At 40.5% G+C, this 17,928-nt stretch carries 21 protein-coding genes; 3 read left to right on the top strand and 18 right to left on the bottom strand.

All coding sequences use genetic code 11. The annotated features are described in order from the left end of the window. Positions 1–70: 70 nt before the first annotated feature. From groL to M4974_RS02805, 3 genes are all read right to left on the bottom strand, one after another. On the bottom strand, positions 71–1,690 hold the full coding sequence (groL, locus tag M4974_RS02815; protein ID WP_248705995.1) for a chaperonin GroEL: 1,620 nt from the start codon (positions 1,688–1,690) through the stop codon (positions 71–73). Positions 1,691–1,791: 101 nt separating this feature from the next. Further along, positions 1,792–2,076 carry a co-chaperone GroES gene (gene groES / locus M4974_RS02810; protein WP_089938517.1) on the bottom strand — a complete coding sequence of 95 codons (285 nt, stop codon included), beginning with the start codon at positions 2,074–2,076 and terminating at the stop codon, positions 1,792–1,794. Between the two features lie 105 nt (positions 2,077–2,181). Beyond that, positions 2,182–2,925: a nitroreductase family protein gene (locus M4974_RS02805; protein WP_248705994.1), complete on the bottom strand. Its 744-nt coding sequence runs from the start codon at positions 2,923–2,925 to the stop codon at positions 2,182–2,184. A gap of 78 nt (positions 2,926–3,003) precedes the next feature. Between M4974_RS02805 and M4974_RS02800 the strand changes: the two genes are divergently transcribed. Then, complete coding sequence (locus M4974_RS02800) at positions 3,004–3,492, top strand: FUSC family protein (RefSeq protein ID WP_248705993.1); 489 nt, start codon at positions 3,004–3,006, stop codon at positions 3,490–3,492. A 9-nt stretch (positions 3,493–3,501) separates the two neighbouring features. Here M4974_RS02800 and M4974_RS02795 read toward each other — a convergent pair whose 3' ends face one another. From M4974_RS02795 to M4974_RS02735, 13 genes are all read right to left on the bottom strand, one after another. After that, positions 3,502–4,326: a Cof-type HAD-IIB family hydrolase gene (locus M4974_RS02795; RefSeq protein ID WP_248705992.1), complete on the bottom strand. Its 825-nt coding sequence runs from the start codon at positions 4,324–4,326 to the stop codon at positions 3,502–3,504. 89 nt (positions 4,327–4,415) lie between these two features. After that, positions 4,416–5,453 carry a lipid II:glycine glycyltransferase FemX gene (locus M4974_RS02790; RefSeq protein ID WP_248705991.1) on the bottom strand — a complete coding sequence of 346 codons (1,038 nt, stop codon included), beginning with the start codon at positions 5,451–5,453 and terminating at the stop codon, positions 4,416–4,418. Between the two features lie 6 nt (positions 5,454–5,459). Further along, entirely contained in the window at positions 5,460–6,110 is a 651-nt protein-coding gene (locus M4974_RS02785; RefSeq protein ID WP_089938527.1) for a redox-sensing transcriptional repressor Rex, read from the bottom strand. Between the two features lie 103 nt (positions 6,111–6,213). Beyond that, positions 6,214–7,230, bottom strand: a complete 1,017-nt coding sequence (gene tsaD, locus M4974_RS02780; RefSeq protein ID WP_248705990.1) for a tRNA (adenosine(37)-N6)-threonylcarbamoyltransferase complex transferase subunit TsaD — start codon at positions 7,228–7,230, stop codon at positions 6,214–6,216. Next, positions 7,223–7,636 (bottom strand): GNAT family N-acetyltransferase, encoded by a 414-nt coding sequence (locus M4974_RS02775; protein ID WP_248705989.1) that lies wholly within the window; start codon positions 7,634–7,636, stop codon positions 7,223–7,225. Before M4974_RS02775 ends, tsaD begins: the two co-directional genes overlap by 8 nt. After that, positions 7,626–8,132: a ribosomal protein S18-alanine N-acetyltransferase gene (gene rimI / locus M4974_RS02770; protein WP_248715737.1), complete on the bottom strand. Its 507-nt coding sequence runs from the start codon at positions 8,130–8,132 to the stop codon at positions 7,626–7,628. The genes M4974_RS02775 and rimI overlap by 11 nt, the downstream gene beginning before the upstream one ends. Positions 8,133–8,154: 22 nt before the next feature. Continuing rightward, positions 8,155–8,868 (bottom strand): tRNA (adenosine(37)-N6)-threonylcarbamoyltransferase complex dimerization subunit type 1 TsaB, encoded by a 714-nt coding sequence (gene tsaB / locus M4974_RS02765; RefSeq protein ID WP_248705987.1) that lies wholly within the window; start codon positions 8,866–8,868, stop codon positions 8,155–8,157. A gap of 88 nt (positions 8,869–8,956) precedes the next feature. Continuing rightward, positions 8,957–9,226 (bottom strand): phosphocarrier protein HPr, encoded by a 270-nt coding sequence (locus tag M4974_RS02760; RefSeq protein WP_248705986.1) that lies wholly within the window; start codon positions 9,224–9,226, stop codon positions 8,957–8,959. A gap of 179 nt (positions 9,227–9,405) precedes the next feature. Next, positions 9,406–9,969 (bottom strand): LOG family protein, encoded by a 564-nt coding sequence (locus tag M4974_RS02755; protein ID WP_248706072.1) that lies wholly within the window; start codon positions 9,967–9,969, stop codon positions 9,406–9,408. Positions 9,970–9,988: 19 nt separating this feature from the next. Then, positions 9,989–11,011: an L-threonylcarbamoyladenylate synthase gene (locus M4974_RS02750; RefSeq protein WP_248705985.1), complete on the bottom strand. Its 1,023-nt coding sequence runs from the start codon at positions 11,009–11,011 to the stop codon at positions 9,989–9,991. Continuing rightward, positions 11,001–11,900 (bottom strand): peptide chain release factor N(5)-glutamine methyltransferase, encoded by a 900-nt coding sequence (gene prmC / locus M4974_RS02745; RefSeq protein WP_248705984.1) that lies wholly within the window; start codon positions 11,898–11,900, stop codon positions 11,001–11,003. Before prmC ends, M4974_RS02750 begins: the two co-directional genes overlap by 11 nt. 2 nt (positions 11,901–11,902) lie before the next feature. Next, on the bottom strand, positions 11,903–12,979 hold the full coding sequence (gene prfA, locus M4974_RS02740; RefSeq protein WP_248705983.1) for a peptide chain release factor 1: 1,077 nt from the start codon (positions 12,977–12,979) through the stop codon (positions 11,903–11,905). A gap of 8 nt (positions 12,980–12,987) precedes the next feature. Continuing rightward, on the bottom strand, positions 12,988–13,581 hold the full coding sequence (locus M4974_RS02735) for a thymidine kinase (protein ID WP_248705982.1): 594 nt from the start codon (positions 13,579–13,581) through the stop codon (positions 12,988–12,990). Between the two features lie 135 nt (positions 13,582–13,716). On the opposite strand from M4974_RS02735, the gene M4974_RS02730 reads away from it, so the two are divergent. Both M4974_RS02730 and M4974_RS02725 read left to right on the top strand, forming a co-directional pair. Then, a complete protein-coding gene (locus M4974_RS02730; RefSeq protein ID WP_248705981.1) occupies positions 13,717–15,075 on the top strand; it encodes a Mur ligase family protein in 1,359 nt (452 codons plus the stop codon). After that, on the top strand, positions 15,075–15,806 hold the full coding sequence (locus M4974_RS02725; RefSeq protein WP_248705980.1) for a type 1 glutamine amidotransferase: 732 nt from the start codon (positions 15,075–15,077) through the stop codon (positions 15,804–15,806). Before M4974_RS02730 ends, M4974_RS02725 begins: the two co-directional genes overlap by 1 nt. A gap of 57 nt (positions 15,807–15,863) precedes the next feature. On the opposite strand, the gene M4974_RS02720 is transcribed toward M4974_RS02725, so the two are convergent. Both M4974_RS02720 and M4974_RS02715 read right to left on the bottom strand, forming a co-directional pair. Continuing rightward, positions 15,864–16,019, bottom strand: coding sequence for a hypothetical protein (locus tag M4974_RS02720; RefSeq protein WP_248705979.1), 156 nt, complete (start codon positions 16,017–16,019; stop codon positions 15,864–15,866). A 23-nt stretch (positions 16,020–16,042) separates the two neighbouring features. Beyond that, the gene (locus M4974_RS02715; protein ID WP_248705978.1) at positions 16,043–17,887 is read right to left on the bottom strand and encodes an APC family permease; all 1,845 of its coding nucleotides are present in this window, start codon (positions 17,885–17,887) and stop codon (positions 16,043–16,045) included. Positions 17,888–17,928: the final 41 nt, after the last annotated feature.

The following is a 17,928-nucleotide window of genomic DNA, read 5'->3' as shown; positions in this document are numbered from 1 at the left end:
ATTTTAGCATAGCTTTTATAAAATACCCTGCCAAAATAAAAACAGCCCTAAGGCTGTTTTTAAAAGAAAATTACATCATTCCTGGCATTCCACCCTGTGGCATAGCAGCAGATGCATCTTCTTTAGGTTGCTCGGCAACAACGGCTTCGGTTGTCAACAACAAAGCTGAAACTGAAGCTGCGTTTTGCAAGGCAGAACGAGTAACCTTGGTTGGATCAACAATTCCGGCTGCAATCATATCTACCCACTCATCAGTGGCAGCATTATAACCGAAGCCTTCTTTTTGTTCCTTTAACTTATTAACAATTACAGAGCCTTCCAAACCAGCATTTTCAGCGATCTGACGGACTGGGGCTTCCAAGGCCTTAACAACTGTTTTCACACCTGTCAAAACATCCCCTTGGGCTTCCACAGCTGAAGCGGCGTCAATGGCATTGACCAAAGCTGTTCCACCACCAGCAACGAAACCTTCTTCAACAGCGGCACGAGTTGCGTTCAAAGCATCCTCAATCCGATACTTACGTTCTTTAAGTTCAGTTTCAGTAGCAGCACCAACATTAATCACAGCTACACCACCAGCTAACTTAGCCAAACGTTCTTGCAACTTTTCACGATCAAATTCTGAAGTAGTTTCAGCAATTTGTTGCTTCAAAGTTTCTACTCGAGTAGCTACATCAGCCTTATTACCAGCACCTTCAACGATAGTTGTACTATCCTTGGTAACGTTAATCTTGTTAGCTTGTCCTAATTGCTCAAGGGTAACATCCTTTAGGTTCAAGCCCAAATCATCAGTAATTACAGCACCGCCAGTTAAGATTGCAATATCTTCTAGTTGCGCCTTACGACGATCACCAAATCCAGGAGCTTTAACAGCAACAACGTTAAAGGTTCCCCGCATTTTGTTCAAAACCAAGGTTGGTAAAGCTTCCCCGGTAATATCATCAGCAATAATCAACATTGAACGACCTTGTTCAACGACTTGTTGCAAGACAGGCAAAATTTCTTGAATATTACCAATCTTTTTGTCAGTAATTAAAACATAAGGGTTGTCCAAGTTAGCTTCCATTTTATCGTTATCAGTTACCATGTACTGAGACATGTAACCACGATCAAACTGCATTCCTTCCACAACGTTCAACGTTGTTTCAATTCCCTTAGACTCTTCAATCGTGATGACCCCATCATTGCCAACCTTTTCCATAGCTTCGGCAATCAAAGCCCCAACTTCTTCACTAGCAGCTGAGATAGAAGCGATTTGGGCAATTTCAGCCTTTGTGCTAACTGTATGTGACATTTCATGCAATTTAGCAACGGCGGCGGCAGTTGCCTTTTCAATTCCAGCTCGAATACCTACTGGGTTAGCCCCAGCAGTCACATTCTTTAATCCTTCACCAACAATGGCTTGAGCCAGAACAGTTGCGGTTGTGGTACCGTCACCCGCAATATCATTTGTCTTTGAAGCAACTTCAGCCACCAGCTTGGCACCCATGTCTTCAAAGTGATCTTCTAATTCAACGGCTTTGGCAATGGTTACACCATCGTTAGTGATTGTAGGAGAACCAAATGATTGCTCCAAGACAACATTCCGCCCCTTAGGACCAATTGTTGTCTTAACCGTATTAGCAAGCTTATCAACGCCGACCTTCATCTTTGCCCGAGCGTCTTCTGAAAACTTAATATCCTTTGCCATTATATGCTCCTTATTTTTATGAGTTTATTAAAAAACTTTCCGTAAAGAAAGTGCCCAATAACCAAACAAATCAATGGATTGATAATTTAAATATTATTAACTTACTGGATAATAGCAACAATGTCTTTTTCATGTAAGACAAGGTAATCTTGACCTTCAAAAGATACTTCTTGACCAGCATACTTATCAAACAACACTTCATCGCCTGACTTAACTGTTAATTCATGCTTACTACCATCTGTAGCAACCAAACCTGTTCCGACGGCAACAACTTTACCGGTAACAGGCTTCTCGTTAGCTGAGCTAGCTAACACAATCCCACCAACTGTCTTTTCGCCTTCATCAGCTACTTCAATAATTACACGATCACCTAATGGCTTTAACATTGGGTATACCTCCAATAATTTCTTTTTAGCACTCCTGTATAGTGAGTGCTAACCTACATCAATAAGTATAGCATTAGTCTGCTACATGTCAATAGGGAGTTTAGTTTAACTTAAATCAAAACCTTTAGCCTTGGGATAAGCACTTAAACCATGATTAATTTTTAACTGGCCAAATAATTTGATATTATGCTGCGTCCAATCACTATCAATACCGCGTTTAGCAAAGTATTGTCGCATAGTTTTATTATAATCACTGACTGCTTGTGCCATTTGCTCTGGACGATAATAATCTTTCATAAGGCTGCCAGTCAATGGCAATTTAGGTTTAATGCCGGGTGTTTGGTCGGGATATCCAAGTGAAAAGCCCATAATTGGCTTGACATAAGCTGGTAACTTTAACCGTTCTTCATATAATTCATATGCCCCCATTGCACCAGCCATCGTCACGGTACCCAAACCAAGTGATTCCGCTGCGATTTGAGCTCGTCCTAAGGCAATTGAGGCACTAATAATTCCCCCTTCAAAAATTTGATAACTCTTTAATTTTTCAATAACTAAAGCTTGTTGATCATCATCCAATCCAATTAAATCCTTACTATAGTCAACTGCTACTACAAAAAAGCGAGTAGCAGTTTCAATATATTTCATCCCTACTACTTGTGTGATTTCAGCTTTAAAGGCCTGATCAGTAATTTCAATAAAAGTTACGGGTTGGAAATTTTGAATATTAGGCCCCGCTAAAGCAGCCGTTAGAATGGTATCAATTTGTTCTTGGGATACCGGTTGATCAGTAAAGGCTCGAATTGATTGATGGTCGTTCATTAAATCTAAAATAGTATTTCTTAACATAAGTTAAACATTCCTTTCATTTCAAAAAAACAATAAACTATATGATAACCTATAAATTAAGATTACAGGAGATAGTAAATGCATTTTGGACAATTTCGCTTAGGATTACGTACTCTTAAAACTGGTATTTCAGTTATGCTCATCATTGTTATCTTCCATTTTTTTCAACGGCCACCTTTTATTGCGGCCCTGTCGTGCATTTTTGCTTTACGAGAAACTTGGGATAACACCATTCATTTTTCTAAAATACGGCTAATGTCCAATACTGTCGGCGGTGCTTTTGCCTTGCTATTTTTTTGGTCCCGTCAGGCTACTAACAATGCTCCCTGGGTTTCAATGGTTCTCTTACCAATTTTTGTTATGATTGTGATTATGATTTTAGATGCGATGAACTACAACAAAGGGGTTATCGGTGGTTTAGCCGCCCTATTAATGATTTCATTAACTATTCCCTTAAACGCTACTACTAACTATGTCTTTCAACGGATTACGGATACCTTTATCGGCGTTATTTTTGCAATCGCTGTGAATCGTTACCATGTACCAAAAAAACAAGCCGAAGAATAGGCTTGTTTTTTAAATATCCAAATTTAATTCTTTAATAATAGTTTTAATGACACCATTATCGGTATTAGGCGCAGTGGCTTCTTGAGTAATTTGTTCTTTCATAAAGGCATCAGCATTAGGCATCAAATAGTGATGCGCATACTTTTGGAGCATTTCCAAATCGTTGGTATTGTCACCAAAAACCATGATTTCATCATCCAAAATATTGTAGTAATCCTGTAAAACTTCTAAAGCAGTCGCTTTGTTAACCCCTTTAGGCAAAATATCAACTGAGCCAAAACCAGAGCCAGTGGCATGTAGTTCATCACCAAATATTTTTTCCAAAGCTTCAACGTGCTCGCGAACCTCTTCATGTGGCCAAACAAAAGTAACGCCAATGATTTTATCATCGATTTCCATTAATTTTTCAACCTGATGGACATTGGGATAAAACATTTCAACCATTTTTTTCACCTGACCAGTGGCATGATTTGAAATATAGGTTCCGTGATTTCCAGATAAAATAATTAGGTTATCAGCCGAATCCGGATTGGCTGCATTCCAGTCAATAACCTTTTGAATTTGAGCTGCTGATAGATATACAGAATACAAATCCTGCTCATGCGTAGCAACAATCGATCCGTTAGAGGCAACGTAATCAATCTGTCCTCCTCGTTCAATAACCGGCTTAAATAAGGTTCGCAAATTAGCAATTTGCCTTCCCGAAGCGGCTACAAAACGAATATCCTTTTTTTGCAGGGCCGCTAGTACTCTTTCAAAATAGTCGATATCATAATTATCATCACTCTTTAAAAAAGTACCGTCCATATCGGTGGCAATCATTTTAATTGTCATCTGTTCCTCCTTCCACTCACATTAAAATCCATTTAATGCTGCTGTGGGATTGGTTTGATAAAGAAAAAGACGGCCAACGCCGCTTTTAATTATTGAAACTGCTTTAAGTATTCTTGGTAGCCTTGCTCATCAACTACCCAATCCAACTCACCAATATACTCGGCGTGCGGATCGTGGTAAGCAAATCCATGTTTAAACTTATAGAGCCCGTCGGTTGGTACAAAATCACCAACTCCACCAAAATCATACTCAGTCTTGCCTAAAGCTAGACCCCACTTTAACATTTCCCATTGGACAGCATAGGGAGCGTAGTGTTTAGCATATTGACGGTTTGAACCGGCATACATATACCAAATTTCATCACCATAACTAAAACCAATACCACTAGCCACCACTTGATTGTCAAAGTGAGCTAAAAATACTTTAAAGAAACCTGTTTTCTGCCAAAGCTGCTGCATTCGCAAAAAATAACTAAGAGGTCGATGGGTTATTTGTTGGGCTTTGGCCATTAAAACATAGGTATCAAAAAAAGCTTCCACATCGGCTTGGCTGTCACCACTAGTAACCGTCACACCATCTTTAGCAGCACGACGAATTTGATTACGGTAATCCCGTTTAAAATGCTTCATCAAGCTTTCTTCATCGGTAATCTTTTGAGCTCCTTCACCCCGCCCGTCATAGTATAGTACCACGTTTTTACGAGGTTGAATGTTCCCATGCATATGTTCAATTTGACGATTACGCGTAATGAAACCGGCCCGACGGTACCGAGCATCCAGTTCATCTGAGTAGGGCACTTCGGGATCTAAACGTAAAAGAAATACATTGTCCGGTAAGGCTATAAGAGCTTCTTCAATTAATGCCTTAATTAAATCAATATCATCTAGATTGGCAATCGGTCCACGACCACTATAGGCTAAGAGTTTACCAGGTACGGCCTCAACAGTTAAGACCGTCATGACAGCATCGATTTTGCCATTAGTTTCATGATAAACATAAACATGACCCCAATTAGCTTTTAGTTCACCCCACAAGGGATCTTGTGTAACCTGCCCACGTGGATCCGTTCGTACAAAATTTTGATACTCGGCTACCTTTTTTTGATCATCTAAATTTAAAAGTGGCATTCCGTTTTAATTCCCCGTTGTAATTGAACCGTAGTTTTGAATAAAGTAAACCAATGTTTGTAATTCGTTGGTTAAATCAACGTTCTGAACTCGTACACCTGTTGGTACCGTTACTCGTAATGGCGTAAAGTTCAAAATCCCCTTCACCCCAGCCGCTACCAATTGATCGGTGATTTCTTGAGCCACTTCTTGTGGTACCGTCAAAATTGCAATATTAATACGTTGAACAGCAATTTGTTCTTGTAAATCTTCCATGCTATAAATTGGTACACCTGAAAAAACATGGCCAATGCGTTCTGAATCGACATCAAAGGCTGCCGCAATCCGCATATTAGAAGACTGATGAAAATTAAAGTTTAAGAGAGCCTGTCCCAAATGTCCAACCCCAATTAAAGCGACATTGATTAAACTATTTTGATCCAATACATTGGCAAAAAATTCCAACAAGGCTTCAACATCGTACCCGTACCCACGTTTACCTAAGGCACCAAAATAAGAAAAATCACGACGAATAGTAGCCGCATCAAATTTAGTAGCATCGCTTAATTCAGCTGACGAAATCCGCTGAGTTCCAGCATCATTTAAAAAAGTTAAATATCGATAATAAATTGGCAAGCGCTTAGCGGTTGCCCGGGGTATTTTCGGTTGTTCTGGCATGATTAACTCCTGTGTTTAATAAAGTTTGTGAAATACACACTTATTCAGTATACCACAAAATAGCGCCTTTCCTATATTACACCTCTAATCTTTCACAATGTCTTTAAAATTCGCCCAGCTCAAAATCTAATCCAGGGTTTGTATTCAAGTCTAAACCAGCAAAAACATGATCTTGATAGTTCCAAAAACCTGCAGCGCCAATCATTGCAGCATTATCACCGCTGTATTGAATAGGCACTGGAATGTAGGTTGTTTCAGAAAATTCAACTAACATTGTTTGCAAAGCTTCCCGTAATTGTGAATTAGCAGCGACACCACCGGCTAAAATAAAGCTGCGAACCGGATAATGGGCCAAAGCCTTTTGCGTACGACCAACTAAGGCATCAACCACTGCATTCTGAAAGGCACAGGCCAAATCATCAACATCAATTGTTTCATTCTTTTGCTGAGCATGATGGACATAATTAATGACAGCACTTTTTAAACCTGAAAAACTGAAATCATAATTATCTTCATGGGCCATGGCTGTTGGGAATTTCATCTGTGCTGTACCACGATGAGCCATTTCATCAATTTCTTTACCAGCTGGATAGGCTAGACCTAACAAACGACCAATTTTGTCAAAGCTTTCCCCGGCAGCATCATCACGAGTTTCACCAAGAACTTGGAATTGATTTTGTTTTGGCATCAAGACTAACTCAGTATGCCCCCCTGAAACCATTAAGGCTAATGCTGGGTATTGAATTGGTTGATTAAAATTAGCGGCTGCAATATGACCGGCCAAATGGTTAACCGGAATAATTGGTAAATCATGGGCTAAAGCAAAAGTTTTAGCACCCATCAAGCCAACTAAGAGTGAGCCCACTAGGCCTGGTCCGTAAGTAACGGCGACAGCATCTAACTCATCCGGTTTTACCTGTGCCTGGTCTAAAGCATCATCTAAAACACGACTAATCCATTCAATATGGTGCCGGCTAGCAACCTCAGGTACAATCCCTCCAAAACGTTGATGCGAATTAATCTGAGTAGCCACACTATTACTCAACACTTTGTGGCCATCTTCTACAATGGCCACACTGGTCTCATCAGCACTAGATTCAAATGCAATTATTTTAGTCATTAAATTTCTCCATCATGATGGCATCTTCCCCATTTCGATAGTAAGCACTTCGTCGATAATATTCTGAAAAACCCAATTTTTGATATAAAGCTTGGGCCGCTATATTATCAGCGGCAACCTCCAATAAAAAGCGATGAACGCCACTCAAAGCCAACACTGCTTCTAATAGAGCCCTTCCCTGTCCTTGGCCCTGATGTTTGGGATCAACGGCTAAATAGTTGATTTCCAACTCATCTAAGATATGAGTAAATCCAACAAAACCTGAGGTACTGATGAAATAGCTAGCTCTTGGGCTAGCTATTTCATGTTCAATTACACTTAAAGGTAATTGTTCTATACCAAATGCAGCTAACCCAATTTGATAAATTGTTTGAGCATCTTTTATTTGCGCTAATTTAACGATCAATATTTAACACCATTGACAAGGCATCCTCGTGATTATCACGATAATATTCTTTAATTATCGCAATCGTTTGATACCCGATTTTTTCATATAAACGCCGAGCAATATGATTAGAAGCCCGCACCTCCAAAGAAGTTGCTGGTAAATTTAATTCTTCTCCTAATTTTTGAACCATCTTCAATAAAAAGGAGCCAATTCCATGACCTTGCCAAATTGGTAAGACCGCTAAATTGGTAATATGTAAATCATGATACCAAGCCCTTTGAACTAAACCAATAAAGGCTACCAAACGGTGTTCGTGCTCAACAACTAGATAAATTCGATCTTCCGGGTGGCGGAGTTCAAAAGAAAAATCAGCCGCTTGCCAAGGACTATAACCGTCATAGACGGCCTCTTGAATGGCTACCATTTGCTCAATATCGGCCGCTTGGGCATAACGAATAGTAAACCGAGTTTCGCTAATAACCACCATCTGCGATTCAAACACTTGAAAAGGCATTAACGGATGATTATTCTGACCATTAGACTTCAAAAACATAATCTTCCGGTCGATCCTCTCCTGGATGTTGTGCTAGCCAATTTAATTCGGCCTGCGTTTTACGGAGATAGTTAGGGTTAAAATCAGCAATATTCTCTACTGGGGTCTGCTTCAAGCCTAATTGAATAATCCCATCACCATTGGGCAAACTGTCTTCAGGAGCTAGAATTGTGACAACCTGGTCATTGAGTCGATTCATAATCAAATCAACAAAATTTTGAGTATCCCCCAAAAAGGTTACTGCACCTGACTGTTTTCCTAAAAAATTCAAGACAGTTTGAATTGGATAGTGGCCATCAGCCAAAAGATTATGGCCGTTTTGATAAACACCAGCAAAAACATTCTGGTTACGGGCATCAAAAATTGGTACAACTAGACTATTACCTGGTATTTGAGTAGCCAAAATCGCCAAACTAGATACCCCTACCAACGGAATATTCAAAGTATCAGCTAAAACTTTTCCTACCGTAACGCCAATCCGCAACCCGGTAAAAGATCCAGGCCCTTGAGCTACAACAATCCGATCTAGGTCAGTTAACTGCCAACCCTGCTCATGTAGTAGATGTTGAATCGCTGGTAACAGCTGAATCGAATGACTTCGTGGTTGATTGGTTTCATATTGTTGTACAACCTCTGTGTCCCGTCCTAAGCTCACGACCAGAGGTTGGTTACTAGTATCAAATGCTAAAATCTTCATAATTTTTATTTTACCACAGCCCAACCTAGTGAAAATAACAAAAAAAGCCGCTCAAGGCGACAATCATTATTGTAATCACTTAGCTGACTTACTTAGCAAGGCCCTCATCGACCATAACCTTAGTAATCACTTCTAATGCTTCTTTTTCATCAGCACCATTAGCCTTAATGGTTACGTCGGCACCGTGACCAACACCCAAAGACATCACGCCCATGATGGACTTCAAGTTGACTTCCTTACCTTGATAAGAAAGAGTCACATCAGAAACAAACTTCGAAGCTGCTTGAACCAACAATGTAGCAGGGCGAGCATGAATTCCAGCCTCTGCAATAATATTAAAACTTTTAGTCTCTGCCATGATAAAAATCTCCTTTTAGTTGTCGTAACTATCCTTCTACAGTTTAGCAAAGCGCTTACAAAATTTCAAGCGAAAAGCTTTTGAAGTCCTGCTACTACTATGTTAATACCGATTATAGCACCTCTTTCTGAGATTAGCGGAATTTATCTGTGAAATTAAATGCAAATTATCGTATTGAACTAATATTTCCTAACTTCTGGGGTTTGATAAGCTTTCATAAAATCGCCAATTTCAGTTAAAGAATCAGAAAAAAACAGGGCGGCACGATTATTTTTAGAAAGAAAACCAGCTTCAACCATTTCATCAAAAAACTTTTCTAATGAGTCAAAATAGCCATCCACATTGTAAAAAATACAAGGATTAGCGTTATCCCCCAAAAGGGCCCAGGAAAATGCTTCCGCAATTTCTTCTAAGGTACCTGGCCCACCGGGTAAAGCAATACAGGCATCTGCTTTAGCCAACATTGTTTTTTTACGAGTTGACATGTCAGCCACCACGGTTAGATTTTTTAATTGAGGAAGGGCTGCCCCACGATCATATAACTCTTGCGGAATTACGCCATGCACTTGGCCGCTCAACGCTAAAACAGTGCTACCCAAAATCCCCATTAAGCCAAAACCACCGCCACCATAGATCAAGGCCAAATGATTTTGAACTAACCATTGTGCCAACTCTTTTGTTGCTGTTTGGTAACTAATTTTGTTACCATTTGAAGCACCACAATAGACAGCAACCGATTCAATTTGTTTCATTGCAGATTTACTATCCTTCCTTTGGTATAAACAATTGATTACCCGCTGCTTTGGATAAGCGATTATTAAATGCTCGACCGAGACCAATTTCTGGCATCCGTTCCACATAAATTGTTTGAACGTTAGCCCGGTCGTCAAAATAGCGTAAACCGGCAAATAGTTGCTCACTAGCGTTCATCATAGACAATCCCAAAGACCAAGTCTGCTGACCAGGCAAAGCTAAAATGTTCAAATCATCTTCTAAGGCTAATACAACGTCAGCTGGCTTTAAGGCCAACTTTAACTCAGCAATGTCCAAAGGATCAAACATAACAACGGGCTTATCCGGCGCATAATGGCGATATTTCATTCCTGGTGCTTTAGGAGTCTGATTATCAGCTAATGCTCTTGTACTAGTAGCATCAATCACACTTTGATTCAAAGCCTGACTCAACTCTTCTTGCGTGACTGCACCGGTTCTAAGGATGGTGGGTTGACTAACTGACAAGTCAATCACCGTTGATTCAACCCCCACTGTCGTTGGCCCATCATCTACAATACCAGCAATTTTCCCCTCCATATCATGCCAAACATGAGCCGCAGTGGTTGGTGAAGGTTTACCAGAAGTATTAGCACTGGGCCCTACAATCGGCGTACCTGCTAAACGAATTAACTCCCGAGCCGCTTGATTATCTGGTAAACGGAAAGCCGCCGTGTCCAATCCACCTGTAACCAAAGGTGACACCTTACCGGTTTGAATTGGCAAAATAATAGTTAGAGAACCCGGCCAAAATTGATTCATTAACTGACGAGCTGTCGGTGAAATTAAAGCTAAATCGGCTACCTGATCAATTTGGTCAACGGTAATAATCAAGGGATTATCGGCTGGACGGCCTTTAGCCGTAAAGACTTTTTGCACGGCAGTTTCATCTAGCGCATTAGCACCCAATCCATATACCGTTTCAGTTGGGAAAGCCACTACTTGGCCCTGTTGAATTAATTGAGCCGCAGCTTGCAAATCTGATGGTGAAGTTGTAAATTTTTTAGTTTCCATGACGTCTTACTCTAATCATCCGGTCTAAACCGGCAAAATCTTGTTTTAAGGTAACTTTGGCATCCGGCACAGCTGCTTGAAAGAGCTCAACCAAAGCCGGTCCCTGATCATAACCAATTTCAAAATAAGCCCGACCATTCGTCGTTAGATGTTGTCCTAAATCCTGGGCAATTGTTTGATAAATCGCTAATCCCTGATTATCAGCGTATAAGGCCAAATCAGGCTCGTAATCCTTAACACTTTGATCCATTTTATCCTGCTGGCTGATATCAATATAAGGAGGATTAGCCACGATAATGTCAAATTGGGTCTGTTGATCTAGATTCTGCCAAACATCAGATTGAATGAAGCTTATATTAGCCACATTTAAGCGTTGAGCATTGTGCTCAGCGACACTTAAAGCCGCTTCTGAAATATCTAAGGCTAACCCCTGCAAACGTGAATTAGCCAACAATAGTGTTTCAATAATCGCTCCACTACCGGTACCAATATCAAGAACTTTAAGTGCCTCTGTCCCCGGTTTCAAGTCTTTTAAAATCCACTCAACTAACTGTTCTGTTTCAGGACGCGGAATCAGCACCCGTTCATCAACCATAAATTCATGTCCATAAAAAGGAGCTAAACCGAGCAAATATTGGGGAGGACGCCGATTAATCAGTCCAGCAATCCATTGTGGCCAAACCTGACTAATATTTTCAGGTAACATTCGCGTTATATTGGCATGCAACATCCCATAATTTATATTTAGCGCTCCAGTTAATAAAAAATCAATATTGTCAGCTGACTCATTTTTATCCAAACCGGCTGCCGTTAACTCTGATAAAGCCCATTTGCGAGCCTCTAAAATCGAAATTTTAACTGGCAGAGCGTTCCCGAAATTGTTATTCATCCTCATTGATTTAGCGCCGCTAATTTAGCTGTTTGTTCGGCCAAGACCAAGGCATCAATAATATCAGCTAATTCCCCATTCATGATTCGATCTAATTTATTTAACGTCAAACCAATTCTATGATCAGTCACTCGATTTTGCGGATAATTATAAGTCCGTATGCGTTCGGAACGGTCACCCGAACCAACTGCGTTTTTGCGTTGGGCGGCATATTGAGCTTCGTTTTGCTGAGCAAAATGATCATAGACACGGGCATTTAAAATTTTCCAGGCACGGGCACGGTTTTGCTGCTGGGAACGTTCATCTTGCATGGCAACGGTAATACCGGTCGGTTCGTGGGTCAACCGAATCGCTGAACTGGTCTTATTGACGTGCTGTCCACCAGCACCACTAGAACGATAAACGTCTTCACGAACATCTTTCGGATCAATCAGACCATCCATTTCAACTTCTTCAAATTCAGGCATAACACCTACCGTAGCTGTACTAGTATGGACTCGTCCCTGTGTTTCCGTTGCTGGAATTCTTTGCACTCGATGAGCACCACTTTCAAATTTTAACTTAGAAAAAACCTGCGTACCGCTAATCATCAAGACAACTTCTTTATAACCTCCGACTTCCGTCGTACTTTCATCAACAATTTCGACGGACCAATTTTGACCTTCAGCATAACGGCGATACATGTTTAATAAATCTCCAGCAAATAGTGAAGATTCATCTCCACCGGCGGCTCCTCGAATTTCCATAATAATGTTTTTATCATCATTAGGGTCTTTGGGTAGCATCAACACCTTCAAAGTTTCTTCAAGGGTTTCTTTTTTCGGCCGTAGTTGAGCTAGATCTTCCTTGGCCAAATCAGCCATTTCATCATCAGCTAATAGTTCCTGAGCATCGGCAATTTCTTGAACAACTCGTTCATATTCTTTAAATTTTTCAACGGTTTCCCGCAAACCACCTGCCTCTTTAGAAAGAGCCATATAATTTTGAGAATCATTCATGACTTCGGGATCAGCCAACATTTGATTTAACTCATCATAGCGATCAACTACTGTTTGTAACTGGGCAAAAATATTATCCATAACCGAACTTATTCCTCCGTCCTAATTTTTTCAATGATTGGATGATACCAGTGGAAACGACAGGTTGGCATATAAGTACTATCCCCACCAATAAAGACTTGCTGGCCAGAATACTGAGGCTTTCCATTAACGATTCGTAACTGGGTAGTTGCTTTTTTACCACAAAAAGAACAAATTGTTTTCATTTCTTCTAATTTATCAGCTACTTCAAGTAAACGTTTAGAACCCTCAAAAAGTTGATTAAAGGCATCCTGCTTTAAACCAAAGGCCATCACTGGTAATTTTAAGCAATCAACCACATAAGCTAGCTGATCGACTTGAGCAGCAGTCAAAAATTGGGCTTCATCAATTAAAACCGCAGCTAATTTAGGATTTTGTTTGGCTGAAATTGTTGCAAACAAATCCTCTTTCGGATTAATAACCTGGGCTGCACGTGATAAGCCAATCCGACTCGTTACTTTGCCAACCCCGTAGCGATCATCAACCAAGGGTGTCATCAATAACACTTCCCGTCCCTGTAACTCATAATTATGGGTTACTTTTAAAATTTCAATTGATTTACCAGAGCCCATTGCTCCATATTCAAAATACAACTGCGCCATTTAATACATCCTTTTGTCCTAGAATCCTTACATATTATAACAATACGACTTCTAAATGGCGACTTAAACACCAGTTACCTTCCTGTAGAATCTAGCAAAACGTGGTAGAATAGTAGCCATGAAAGTGGGGATATCATGACCATTAAGAGTACTTTAGCTAAATTCAGCGCCAAAAGCAGTCACTGGTTTTTACGTGACATTTTGCATCGTGGTGGCACTAGTTTACCAGGTAAGCTAGCCGTTGCCATTGATCCCGATATTTTACATAAACTGTCTAATGATTTTGATTTGGTAATTGTCACTGGAACCAATGGAAAAACGCTAACCACGGCCCTAATTACCCGAGTACTAGAAGCCGGTGGTTATTCGGTAATTACAAATCCATCTGGTTCCAACATGATCCAGGGAATCACAGGTACTTTGCTCACAACGCCAATTAAGCCATCACCCAATGGCAAGAAGCCAGTGGCCGTACTAGAAGTTGATGAGGCCAACGTGGAACGAATTGCTCAAGCAATTCCACCTAAAATGTTTGTTTTAACTAATATTTTTAGAGATCAGCTGGATCGATACGGTGAAATTTACACAACCTATCTCAAAATTGTTGCCGGAATTCGTAAGACACCGGATGCCGTTGTCTTAACCAACGCTGATTCGCCAATTTTTGCCCGTGGTAATTTCAATAATCATCGTATTTTCTATGGCTTTGATAATGTTGCACCAGTCGATTATCAAGATATTAAGGCGCCCAACAATACTGACGGGATTCTTTCACCAACCGATAACTCGGTATTACACTATAATTTCATTACTTATGCAAATCTAGGTAAATATTTTAGTGTCACCGATAATTTTGTCCGCCCTCAGTTGGACTACCGGGTTACCAGTGTTGATCAACTCAATCCTAAATTTTCTGAATTTTCGATTGACAATACCCCCCTGCGAATTGAAATTGGCGGGCTTTACAACATTTATAATGCCTTAGCAGCCTATGCCGTTGGTCGAGAATTTGGTGTTAAACCTAGTGATATCAAGACTGCTTTTGAATCAAATGCGCAAATTTTTGGCCGTCAAGAATCTATTCAGGTCAAAGATAAAGACGTCACCATTCTACTTATTAAAAATCCAGTAGGTACTAATTCGGTAATTGATATGATGATGACCGACCCCGAACCATTTTCTCTAATTACCTTATTGAATGCCAATTACGCAGACGGGATTGATACAAGTTGGATTTGGGATGCTGAGTTTGAAAACTTGCATAATGCTAAATTAACCGCATTAGCAACTGGTGGTCAACGCTATCAGGACATTACCGTTCGCTTAAAAATGGCTGATTTCAACATAGAAGGGACTTATCCTGATTTGAGTAAAATTACCGAAGCCATTACTAAAATGCCAACCAAAAAAGTCTACATTGCGGCTACTTATACAGCAATGTTACAGTTACGCGAACAATTACGAGCACAAGGATACATTAAGGAGGAATTCTAATGGCCGACTATACCCTTAACATCGCCCATTTGTATGGTGATTTAATGAATACCTATGGCGACTACGGTAATATCATTGCCCTCAAGTATTACGCTAAGCAAATTGGGGTCCAAGTTAATGTTGAATTAGTTTCTCTTAACGATGATTTTGACGGCCACGCCTATGACTTTGTTCTCTTTGGTGGTGGTCAAGATTACGAGGAAACAATTGTTGCCCATGATTTAAAAAATAAAGCCGGTCAAATTAAAGATTACATTGAAAATAATGGCCCTCTGCTAGCGGTTTGTGGCGGATTTCAATTGCTAGGTCACTATATGGAAATGGCGGATGGTTCCAAAGTCGATGGTATCGGTGTTATGGACCACTACACCACTAATATGACGGCTGATGAAGTGCAAACCTTAAAAGGGCAGCGCCTAACTGGTGACATTACCATTAAAAACGATGAAACCGGTGAAACCTACCACGGTTTTGAAAATCATCAGGGCCGCACCTTCTTAGGTAAAGGTGAGCGGGCTTTAGGCCAAGTCACCAAGGGGCAAGGAAATAACGGCATGGATCAGAGTGAAGGCGTTATTTACCACAATGTTTATGGTTCATACTTCCACGGACCCATTTTTACTCGTAACGGTAACTTAGCCAAGCGGGTCTTAGCGACCGCCCTATCTCGTAAATATCCTGACATTGATTGGCAAAATAAGCTTGCTGATGTATCAGCTGAAAGCTTTTAAAAACGATCATAAAAAGCTCGATTGGTTCGTATCAAACCAATCGAGCTTTTTACTGTGCTATTTATCTTGACTATCGCTTTTATCGTTTAATTCTTGCGCTTTTTTAACTTTATCAACTTCCCGATAATACCAACGCATAATTAGTATTAGCCCAACGGTAGAAGCTGTCATAGCAAAAATCACCCATAAGAAAAATAATATCCATTTGTCCATTCATCTCTCCTACTGCTAAAAATTTATTCTGATAAATGATAGTAATAAGTTGCAATGGAAATGCCATCCATTGCAGAAAGCGCAGTGCGCAAACGTAATGAACTTTGGTTATGCAAAATGTTTTGCCAAGGTTTTTTCGGTACAAATTGTGGCACGACAACCGTCACCGAATGATTAACAGTTTTCGCCCGCTTAGAAACCTTATCAACAAAACCCACGACTGGTCGAATAATCGACCGGTAAGAGCTATGGACATCAACGTAACGAACGTCTGGAAAATCACCCTTAAACTGTTTAGCCGTCTTTTCTTCCTTAGCCGGATTAACATCAAAACTTACGTGCATAGCGACCACCCGATCACCAATGGATTGCGCATAATCAATCGCTTCAGAAGTAACCCTGGTCATATTTGAAACCAAGACAATCACAGTTGCACCATCATATTTATGGCGTAATTCATCGGTATTATTAACATACTGTAGCCGTAATTGATGACCAATACTGTCATAATGATTGCGAATCTTTAAGAACATACTCAAGATAAGGGGCATGATGATTAAATAAGGCCAAACATGATTCATTCGAGTAACAAACAAAACAATTACCAGCGCCGCCGACATAAAGGCTCCGATAAAATTAATTGTAGCCTTACCAAACCAAAACTTAGGACGCAAGCGCATCCAGTGAATAATCATACCAGATTGCGATAACGTAAATGGCACAAACACTCCCACCGCATACAGTGGAATCAAATCATCAGTGGATCCATGGAAAATTAAAGTTACTACAATTGCCCCAAAAGCCAATGACAAAATACCATTAGAATAACCAAGACGATCCCCACGATCCATATACAAATGTGGTAAATACTTATCACGTGCTAAATTCAAAGCCAACATAGGAAAGGCCGAAAAACCTGTATTAGCAGCAACGGCTAAAATTAAGGCTGTTGCTAATTGCACCGTGTAGAATCCAATGTTGTGCCCACCAAAGGTAATAGTAGCAATTTGAGACAAAACCGTTGATCCACTAGCCGGCCGCACGCCAAACCAATAGCTCAAGAAGGTAATCCCGCCAAAGAAAGCTGCCAAAATAATGGCCATCAAACCCAAGGTACTAGCAGCATTTTTTTCTTTAGGCTCCGTGAAATTTGGTACGGCATTAGAAATTGCTTCTACCCCAGTTAATGAGGAAGAACCACTAGAGAAAGCTCGCAAAAAGAAAATAATGGTCAATCCACTAAAATCAGTACCAATTCGGGCTGCCGCGTGATAAGGTAACTGACCAGTCAAGGCCTGAAAGACACCCCAAGCAACCATACCAGCAATGACTACAATAAAGAAGTAGACCGGTATCATTAAGAAATTAGCACTCTCCCGTAAGCCACGTAAGTTCATAGCCGTTAATAATAAAATAATTAAAATCGAAAGAGCCACTGAAAATGGTAATAACTGGGGGATAGCCGCGGTGATGGCATCGGCAGCCGCCGAAGCTGAAACAGCAACCGTCAGCATGTAATCAACTAATAGAGAACCACCAGCTACCAGGCCGGCCTTAGAACCCCAATTTTCACTGGCAACCGCGTAAGCACCCCCACCCGAAGGATAGGCATGAATAATTTGTCGATAACTTAAAACAATGGCACCCAAAAGAATCAAGATAATCAAGGCAATTGGAATCTGGAGCCATAAGGCTACCACACCAGCCGACAACAGAACAGCCGTGATTGATTCAGTTCCATACGCCACCGACGACAGGGCATCAGAGGAAAGCAGAGCTAAGGCTTTAGATTTAGACAGCGACTGACCGCCTTCTTCCAAGGTCTTGAGCGGCTTTCCAATTAAAAGGCGCTTAATATTACGAAGCATGTGAATTCTCCCTATAACTTTGTTCTAATACCCACACATTT

The organism is Convivina praedatoris (assembly GCF_933208495.1).
Taxonomy (GTDB): domain Bacteria; phylum Bacillota; class Bacilli; order Lactobacillales; family Lactobacillaceae; genus Convivina; species Convivina praedatoris.
This window is presented reverse-complemented; position numbering and strand designations above follow the sequence as displayed.